Source organism: Mycobacterium sp. NGS48 (assembly GCF_059812585.1).
In genome coordinates this window covers 1-7,814 of record NZ_JCALCY010000034.1, presented here as the reverse complement: position 1 = coordinate 7,814, position 7,814 = coordinate 1, and the positions used below count along the sequence as shown (strand labels likewise).

Annotated in this window: 9 protein-coding genes; 6 read left to right on the top strand and 3 right to left on the bottom strand. The window is 68.4% G+C overall.

Annotation, left to right across the window (positions count from 1 at the left end):
* Nucleotides 1–147, bottom strand: a 147-nt coding sequence (locus AC5Y42_RS23490) for a GatB/YqeY domain-containing protein (RefSeq protein ID WP_499900965.1), incomplete at its 3' end; no start/stop codon positions are given.
* Between the two features lie 21 nt (nucleotides 148–168).
* Here AC5Y42_RS23490 and AC5Y42_RS23485 point away from each other — a divergent pair.
* From AC5Y42_RS23485 to AC5Y42_RS23465, 5 genes are read left to right on the top strand one after another with little or no spacing between them, the layout of a single operon-like run.
* A complete protein-coding gene (locus tag AC5Y42_RS23485) occupies nucleotides 169–1,536 on the top strand; it encodes a DUF7847 domain-containing protein (protein WP_499900964.1) in 1,368 nt (455 codons plus the stop codon).
* A gap of 2 nt (nucleotides 1,537–1,538) precedes the next feature.
* A complete protein-coding gene (locus AC5Y42_RS23480) occupies nucleotides 1,539–2,192 on the top strand; it encodes a DUF4129 domain-containing protein (protein WP_499900963.1) in 654 nt (217 codons plus the stop codon).
* Nucleotides 2,174–3,334, top strand: coding sequence for a DUF4350 domain-containing protein (locus AC5Y42_RS23475; protein WP_499900962.1), 1,161 nt, complete (start codon nucleotides 2,174–2,176; stop codon nucleotides 3,332–3,334). Before AC5Y42_RS23480 ends, AC5Y42_RS23475 begins: the two co-directional genes overlap by 19 nt.
* Nucleotides 3,331–4,314, top strand: a complete 984-nt coding sequence (locus AC5Y42_RS23470) for an AAA family ATPase (protein ID WP_499900961.1) — start codon at nucleotides 3,331–3,333, stop codon at nucleotides 4,312–4,314. The genes AC5Y42_RS23475 and AC5Y42_RS23470 overlap by 4 nt, the downstream gene beginning before the upstream one ends.
* Complete coding sequence (locus AC5Y42_RS23465) at nucleotides 4,314–5,636, top strand: DUF58 domain-containing protein (protein WP_499900960.1); 1,323 nt, start codon at nucleotides 4,314–4,316, stop codon at nucleotides 5,634–5,636. The genes AC5Y42_RS23470 and AC5Y42_RS23465 overlap by 1 nt, the downstream gene beginning before the upstream one ends.
* Before the next feature lie 2 nt (nucleotides 5,637–5,638).
* On the opposite strand, the gene AC5Y42_RS23460 is transcribed toward AC5Y42_RS23465, so the two are convergent.
* Nucleotides 5,639–6,631, bottom strand: a complete 993-nt coding sequence (locus AC5Y42_RS23460; RefSeq protein WP_499900959.1) for a stage II sporulation protein M — start codon at nucleotides 6,629–6,631, stop codon at nucleotides 5,639–5,641.
* Nucleotides 6,632–6,709: 78 nt separating this feature from the next.
* Here AC5Y42_RS23460 and AC5Y42_RS23455 point away from each other — a divergent pair, with 78 nt between their 5' ends.
* Nucleotides 6,710–7,543: an RDD family protein gene (locus AC5Y42_RS23455; protein ID WP_499900958.1), complete on the top strand. Its 834-nt coding sequence runs from the start codon at nucleotides 6,710–6,712 to the stop codon at nucleotides 7,541–7,543.
* 1 nt (nucleotide 7,544) lies between these two features.
* Here the strand turns inward: AC5Y42_RS23455 and AC5Y42_RS23450 are convergent.
* On the bottom strand, nucleotides 7,545–7,814 hold a 270-nt coding region (locus AC5Y42_RS23450; RefSeq protein WP_499900957.1), incomplete at its 5' end, for a hypothetical protein.

The window sequence follows — 7,814 nt, the reverse complement described above, 5'->3', positions numbered from 1 at the left end:
GTCGGTGAGTTCCCGCGACTGCTTGCCGGAGACTTCCTCGGTCTGGATCGCCGCCAGCAACATCCGCAGGGTCGCGGTGCGCAATTTGTCCCGCGCCTTCATCGCTTCGGTCAAGTCGGCGCGCAGCCGGGATTTGAGGTCCGCCATAGCCCAGACGCTACGCGAGCCATCTGGCGCCGCGGGACCTTGCGAGACATTGAGAAATACCCTCGTGGCCGACAGGATGGGAGTCATGATCGACGACGGCGACGTCACCGGGTGAGCACGCCACCGTTCGACTACCCCGAATACCCCGAGGGGTGGAACCCGCCGCCAGGTTACGGTCCCCCGGGATACCCCCAGGCGGGCTATCCGCCTCCGGGGTATGGACCTCCGGCCGGCGGTCCGCCGCCGGGGTATGGGCCGCTACCCGGCTATCCGCCTCCGCCTGGCTATGGTTCGCCACCTGGCTATCCGCCACCGCCTGGCTACGGGGGTCCGCCGCCCGGCTACGGGGGTCCGCCGCCCGGCTACGGCGGTTCGCCACCCGGCTACGGCGGTTCGCCGCAGTTCCATCCGGGTGAATTCCGGCCGGGGATAATCCCACTGCGCCCGTTGGGACTCAGCGAAATCTTCAATGGCGCGGTCGGCTATGTCCGGGCCAATCCGAAATCCGCCCTCGGGCTGACCGCGATCATCGTCGTGATCACACAGGCCATCGCGTTGATGATCGCGGCCGGACCGATTGCCGGCACGAGCCGGCTCACGACGGCTTCGCCCGACGAGCCCACCGGCGGTGATGTGGCCGCTGGGCTGATCTCGGCTGCTGCCAGCGGCCTCATCACCTGGCTGGCGGGGATCCTGCTGAGCGGCATGCTCACCGTCGTCGTCGGCCGCGCGGTCTTCGGGTCGACGATCACCATCGGTGAAGCCTGGACGAAGATCCGCGGGCGGCTACCGGCACTGCTGGGCCTGGCGGCACTGGAAGCCGTCGGCGTGATACTGCTCGTCGGTCTGGTGGCGCTGCTCATCACCGCCGTGGGCGCCGTCGGCAGCGGCGGCGCGGCGTTCGTTTTCGGACTTCCGTTGGTGCTGGCCCTGATCGCAGCGCTGGGCTACTTCTACACCGTCCTGTCGTTTGCGCCGGTGTTGATCGTGCTGGAACAGCTGCCCGTCATGGACGCCATCACCAGATCCGTTGCGCTGGTCCGCAACAGCTTCTGGCGGGTGCTCGGCATCCGGTTGCTCACCTCTGTCGTGGTGTTCGTCGTCGCCGGTGCCCTCGCGGCGCCGTTCAACTTCGTCGGCCAGCTTATGGCCGACCCGTCCAGCGGGCCCACACTGATCGGTTTGACGATAGGCGCCGTCGGATCGGCAATAGGCCGAATCATCACCGCTCCATTCAGCGCCGGTGTGGTGGTCTTGCTTTACACCGACCGCCGCATCCGCGCCGAGGCGTTCGACCTGATCCTGCAGACTGGTGCCGCCGGCGGTCCGGCAGCGGCACATTCCACCGACTACCTCTGGCCGACCCACCCGGGCATGAGGATCGGCTGAGGATGCCGAATATCGACATCGACCGCGATGCCGCACACGAGGCTGCGCAACGCGAACTGGCCAAACCGATCTACCCCAAAGCTTCGCTGACACAACGATTCCACGATTGGGTCGACGAACTGCTCTTCCGCCTGGTCGAAAAGGGCTCTGCGTTGCCCGGCGGATGGTTCACCATAGCGGTGCTGCTCGTTCTGCTGGGGGTAGCGCTGCTGATCGCGATCCGGATGGCGCAGCGCACAATACGCACCCGCCGTGGCGACGACTACCCGTTGTTCGACGGCGGGCCACTCAGTGCTGCCGCGCACCGAGCTACTGCGGACGGTTTTGCCGCCGAGGGGAATTGGACCGCAGCGATTCGGCACCGGCTCCGTGCAATCGCCCGCGCGTTGGAGGAGACCCGTGTACTCGAGCCCGCTCCCGGCCGTACCGCCAACGAGCTGGCCCGCGACGCCGGCGCGCGCATACCGCGGGTCGCCTCCGAGTTCGCCCGGGCCGCTGCAGCTTTCAACGACGTCACCTACGGCCAACGGCCCGGGACATCAGCCGCCTACCAGATGATCGCCGACCTCGACGACCATCTGCGGTCCGGTTCGGCGACCGACTTGCCTGCAGACGACCAGTCGACAGCACTGGGCCCGTGGGCGGCAGTGCAGTGACGGCCACCGGCTCGCCGACGCTGGTCAGACGTTGGCGAACCTGGCGGTGGGTCCTGTTGACGCTGGCCGCTCTCTGCGTAGTCGCGGCGGTCGGCACTTACCTGACCGCGGCACGGCCGGGTGGCCGGATGGATCCAACGGCCACCGGACCGGACGGCGCACACGCATTGGTCGCGCTGCTGACCACCGGCGGAGTCGACGTCGTCGTCGCCGACACCGTTGCCGATGTGGAACGGAAGATGCGCTCGGGGAGCCTACTGCTGATCGGGCAGAGTCAGTACATCACCGATGACGCACTGCTGCACCGGCTCGCCGACGTCCCCGGTGACCTGCTGCTGGTAGAGCCGACGTCGCGGGCCCGCGCCGCATTAGCGCCGGACATCCGCAGCGGCGGCTCCAGCACACCGGAGAGCAAGCCGGATTGCGCGCTGCCCGAAGCGAATAGCGCCGGATCGGTACAGTTCGGCCCGACCAACACGTTCAGTGCGGTGTCCAAAGCTGTCGACCGCCACGAGATCACCAGCTGCTACGGCGGAGCGCTGGTCCGTTACCGCGACGGTGAACGCACTGTCACCCTGGTTGGCAGCACCGACTTCATGACCAACGGTGGCCTGTTGCGCGCCGGCAACGCCGCGCTGGCGATGAACCTCGCCGGTGAACGCGCGCGGCTGGTCTGGTACGCACCGCGGCGGGTCGAGGGCGAATCGAGTTCCGCCGCAACCATCTTCGATCTGATCCCGGACAATGTCAGCTGGATGGTCTGGCAACTGTCGCTGGCAGTGATACTGATCGCGCTGTGGAAGGGCCGCCGGATCGGCCCATTGGTCGCCGAGGACCTGCCGGTGGTCGTGCGCGCATCGGAGACGGTCGAGGGCCGCGGCCGGTTGTACCGTTCGCGGCGAGCCCGCGACCGCGCGGCACAGGCCCTGCGTACCGCTGCGCTGCAGCGGCTGTCCCCCCGGCTCGGTTTGAGTCCGACGACGCCGGCGCAAGCGGTAGCGAGGGCCGTCGCGCAGCGCAGCGGCGCCGACGCGGACTCGGTGCGGCATACGCTGTTCGGGCCGCCCCCTGCCACCGACACCGACCTGGTGGCGCTGGCCCGTGCGCTCGACGACATCGAAAGGCAGGTCGCACACTTATGACCCAGTCGGCCCCCGCATCCGCGCCGCCCGCGGCTGCCGAAGCGGCACGTCAGGCGTTGTTGGCGGTGCGCGCCGAGATCGCCAAAGCCGTCGTCGGACAGGACGCCGTGATCAGCGGTCTGGTCATTGCGCTGTTGTGCCGTGGCCATGTGCTGCTCGAAGGCGTTCCGGGTGTGGCGAAAACGCTGTTGGTCCGTGCGATGGCCGCGGCGCTGCAGTTGGAGTTCAAACGCGTCCAGTTCACCCCGGATCTGATGCCCGGCGATGTCACCGGCTCGCTGGTCTACGACGCCCGCACCGCCGCTTTCGTGTTCCGTGCCGGCCCGGTGTTCACCAATCTCATGCTGGCCGACGAAATCAACCGCACGCCACCCAAAACGCAGGCCGCTCTGCTGGAAGCCATGGAAGAGCGCCAGGTCAGCGTGGACGGTGAACCACGGGCGCTGCCCGATCCGTTCATCGTCGCCGCGACACAGAATCCGATCGAATACGAGGGCACCTACCAGTTACCCGAGGCGCAGCTCGACCGATTCCTGCTCAAGCTGACAGTGCCGCTGCCGCCGCGTGATTCGGAGATCGCCATCCTCGGTCGGCACGCGCACGGCTTCGATCCGCGTGACCTGTCGGCGATCCGACCGGTGGCCGGCAGCGCCGAGTTGACCGCCGGGCGCGAGGCGGTGCGCCAGGTCATCGTCGCCGACGAGCTGCTGGGCTACATCGTCGACATCGTCGGCGCCACCCGGCGCTCACCGGCTCTGCACCTCGGCGTATCGCCGCGGGGCGCAACGGCGTTGCTGGGCACCGCCCGGTCGTGGGCGTGGCTGTCCGGACGCAACTACGTCACGCCCGACGATGTGAAGGCGATGGCCCGGCCCACCCTGCGGCACCGGGTGATGCTGCGCCCGGAAGCCGAGCTGGAAGGCGCCACCGCCGACGGGGTGCTCGACGGAATACTGGCCTCGGTTCCGGTGCCCCGCTAGTGGTCCTGACTGGCCGCACTGGGCTGGTTGCGCTGGTCTGCGTTCTGCCGGTCACGTTATCGCCTTGGCCTGCAACGGCTTTTCTGGTGCTAGTGGTACTGCTGCTGGTGGCGGTGGCCGTCGACGTCGGGCTGGCCGCAAACATCCGGGCCCTGCGGTTCAGCCGTTCGGGGCCGGCGTCCGTGCGGCTCGGCGCCTCAGCGAATGTCGGTCTGCTGATCCACAACGGTGGCCGGCGTCGGTTTCGCGGCCAGATCCGCGACGCCTGGCCACCCAGCACGCGCGCCGAACCCGGTGTTCACCCTGTCGACATCGCTGCCGGCCAGGCACAGCCGGTGGCTACCTGCCTGCGGCCGGCACGTCGCGGCGATCAGCGGACGGCGGTGGTCACCGCACGATCGTTCGGACCGCTGGGCCTGGCGGGACGGCAGCGGTCGGCACCGGTCGCCGGCACCGTACGGGTGCTGCCACCGTTCCTGTCCCGCAAGCACCTCCCGGCACGGCTGGCCAAGCTGCGCGAGATCGATGGGCTGTTGCCGACGTTGACCCGCGGCCAGGGCACCGAATTCGACTCGCTGCGAGAGTATGTCGTCGGCGACGACGTCCGCTCGATCGACTGGCGCGCCACCGCCCGTCGCTCCGACGTGGTAGTTCGGACTTGGCGGCCCGAGCGCGACCGTCGGGTCGTCATCGTGCTCGACACCGGCCGCACGTCGGCCGGCCGTGTCGGTGTCGACCCCACCGCCGGCGATCCGGGCGGATGGCCGCGGCTGGACTGGTCGATGGATGCCGCGCTGCTGCTGGCGGCGCTGGCATCCCGGGCCGGCGACCACGTCGACTTCCTCGCCCATGACCGTGTCACGCGGGCCACGGTGTTCGGTTCACCGCGGACCGAGCTGCTCGCACAGCTGGTTGACGCGATGGCGCCGCTACGCCCCGAGCTCATCGAATCCGACGCCGCGGCAATGGTTTCCGCGGTAATGCGACGGGTCCGAGGGCGTGCGCTGGTGGTGCTGTTGACCGACCTCAACGCCGCTGCTCTCGACGAAGGACTGCTGCCGGTATTGCCGCAGCTCTCCGCGAGACACCAGGTGATCATCGCCGCGGTGACCGATCCGCGCATCGACCGGCTCGCCGTCGGCCGGGCCGATGCGGCTGCGGTGTATGACGCGGCGGCGGCCGAATGGTCCCGCAATGACCGGCGCCGGATCGCCTCACGGCTGCGCCAGGGCGGCGTGGACGTGGTCGATGCGCTACCTACCGAGCTCGCGCCCGCACTGGCGGACCGCTACCTGGCGATGAAGGCCACCGGACGGCTCTAGGGTCAGCCGGTCGGTAGCACGTCGGGCGCGTCGGTGATGTCTCCGGTCTCTGCGGCCAGGACGGCGTGTCGACCGAAGTACACGACGTAGGCCAGAAACGCTGCCTCGGCGGCGATCCCGATGCCGACCCGCACAAACGTCGGCAGCGGTGATGGGGTCACCGCCGCTTCGATGACGCCCGAAACGAGTAGCACCACCACCAGTCCGACCGCGATCGCGACGACGGCGCGGCCCTGCTCGGCAAGCACCTGGCCCCGAGGCCGTTGGCCGGGTGAGATCACCGACCAGCCCAACCGCATCCCGACGGCGGCGGCCAGAAACACCGCCGTCAATTCCAGCAGGCCGTGCGGAACCAGCAGGCCCAGCAGGACGTCACCCTTACCTGCCTGGAACATCAACCCGGCGATGGCCCCGAGGTTGGCGGCATTTTGTAACAGCACGAACGGGATCGGCACGCCCAGCACGACGGCCAACGCGATGCACTTGGCGGCGACCCAGGCGTTGTTGACCCATACCTGCAAACCGAACGCCACGGCCGGATGCTCGCTGTAGTACGAGGCGACGTCATGGTTGACCAATTCGTCGATGTCGCTTGGGGTTCCGATGGTGGCCTGCACCTCTGGGCTGCCGGCCACCCACAGCGCGATGACGCCCGCCACGACGAAGAATGCCAGACCCGTCGCCAACCACCAACGCCACGCGCGGTAGGCCACCACCGGGAACGACACCGTCCAGAACCGGGTGAACTCGCTGCTGACCGGAGCGTGCGCGCCGGTCACCGCGGCGCGGGCGCGGGCCACCAAAGTCGACAGGCGGCCGATCAGCGCCGACTCCGAGGATGCTGACCGCAGCATCGACAGGTGCGTCGATACCCGTTGGTAGAGCTCGACGAGTTCATCGATCTCCGGTCCGGTGAGACGACGACGGTTGCGCACCAGCTGGTCGAGCCGGTCCCAGGTGCCGCGGTGCGCAAGCACAAAGGCGTCGACGTCCACCTGCACGAGGCTAGCGGCGATCGCAAACTCGGCGAAGTCGAGTGCAGCGGGTCGCCGCCAATGGGTAGCGTTCGCAGTATGTCGGAGTTCGTCACCGGCGATGCCGTGGTGCTTGATGTGCAAATCGCGCAGTTGCCGGTGCGCGCGGTCGGAGCGTTGATCGACATCGCCGTCATCATCGTCGGTTATCTGCTCGGATTGATGTTGTGGGCGGCCACGCTGACCGAGTTCGACGACGCCGCAACTGCCGCCATCCTGATCATCTTCACGGTGCTGGTGCTGGTTGGGTATCCGCTGGCCTTCGAGACGGCGACCCGCGGCCGGACGGTCGGCAAAATCGTGATGGGGCTGCGCGTGGTATCTGACGACGGTGGTCCGGAGCGTTTCCGCCAAGCGCTGTTCCGTGCCCTGGCTTCGCTGGTGGAAATCTGGATGTTGTTCGGGAGCCCCGCTGTGATCTGCAGTCTGCTTTCACCGAAAGCCAAACGAATCGGCGACATCTTCGCCGGGACGATGGTGATCAGCGAGCGCAGCCCGAAATCGAGTCCGCCCCCACCGATGCCGCCGTCACTGGCGTGGTGGGCCGCGTCGCTGCAATTGTCCGGCCTCAGTGCCGGGCAAGCCGAGCTGGCGCGTCAATTCCTCTCTCGGGCACCGCAACTCGATCCAGGGCTGCGTTATCAGATGGCCTGCCGGATCGCCGGCGACGTGATGGCGCGCGTCGCTCCGCCGCCCCCGCCCGGAACTCCGCCGCAACTCGCGCTGGCCGCTGTGCTCGCCGAGCGGCACCGCCGGGAACTGGCGCGGTTGCGCCCGCTGGCCGCACCGGTTCCCGGGCCGCCTCCGCCGAACTGGCCGCCGCCCCCACCATCCTGGCCGGCGCCGGGCGGGGGTTTCACGCCGCCTCGTTGAGTTACTGAACCACTGTCGTAGCGACAATGACGATGTCGATGACCAACAGCGCCAAGGCGATGACCGGAACCACGATGCCCCACCGGCGCCGGGCCGTGAAGAAGGAAATGACAATGGTCACGGCCGCCACCACCGGTGCGCCGTAGAAGAGGACACCGAAACTGATTCCGTTCGGCCCGAGATTGGGGCACTGCCGATCACTGCAGGCAGCCGTGCTCATGACGGCACCGAGCGTGAAGATCAGCACGGCCGCGGCGGCCGGCACCGTCAA

Coding starts and splice junctions, on each gene's coding strand:
- AC5Y42_RS23480 (WP_499900963.1), top strand. CDS start 1,539: ATGCCGAATATCGACATCGACCGCGATGCCGCACACGAGGCTGCGCAA.
- AC5Y42_RS23470 (WP_499900961.1), top strand. CDS start 3,331: ATGACCCAGTCGGCCCCCGCATCCGCGCCGCCCGCGGCTGCCGAAGCG.
- AC5Y42_RS23455 (WP_499900958.1), top strand. CDS start 6,710: ATGTCGGAGTTCGTCACCGGCGATGCCGTGGTGCTTGATGTGCAAATC.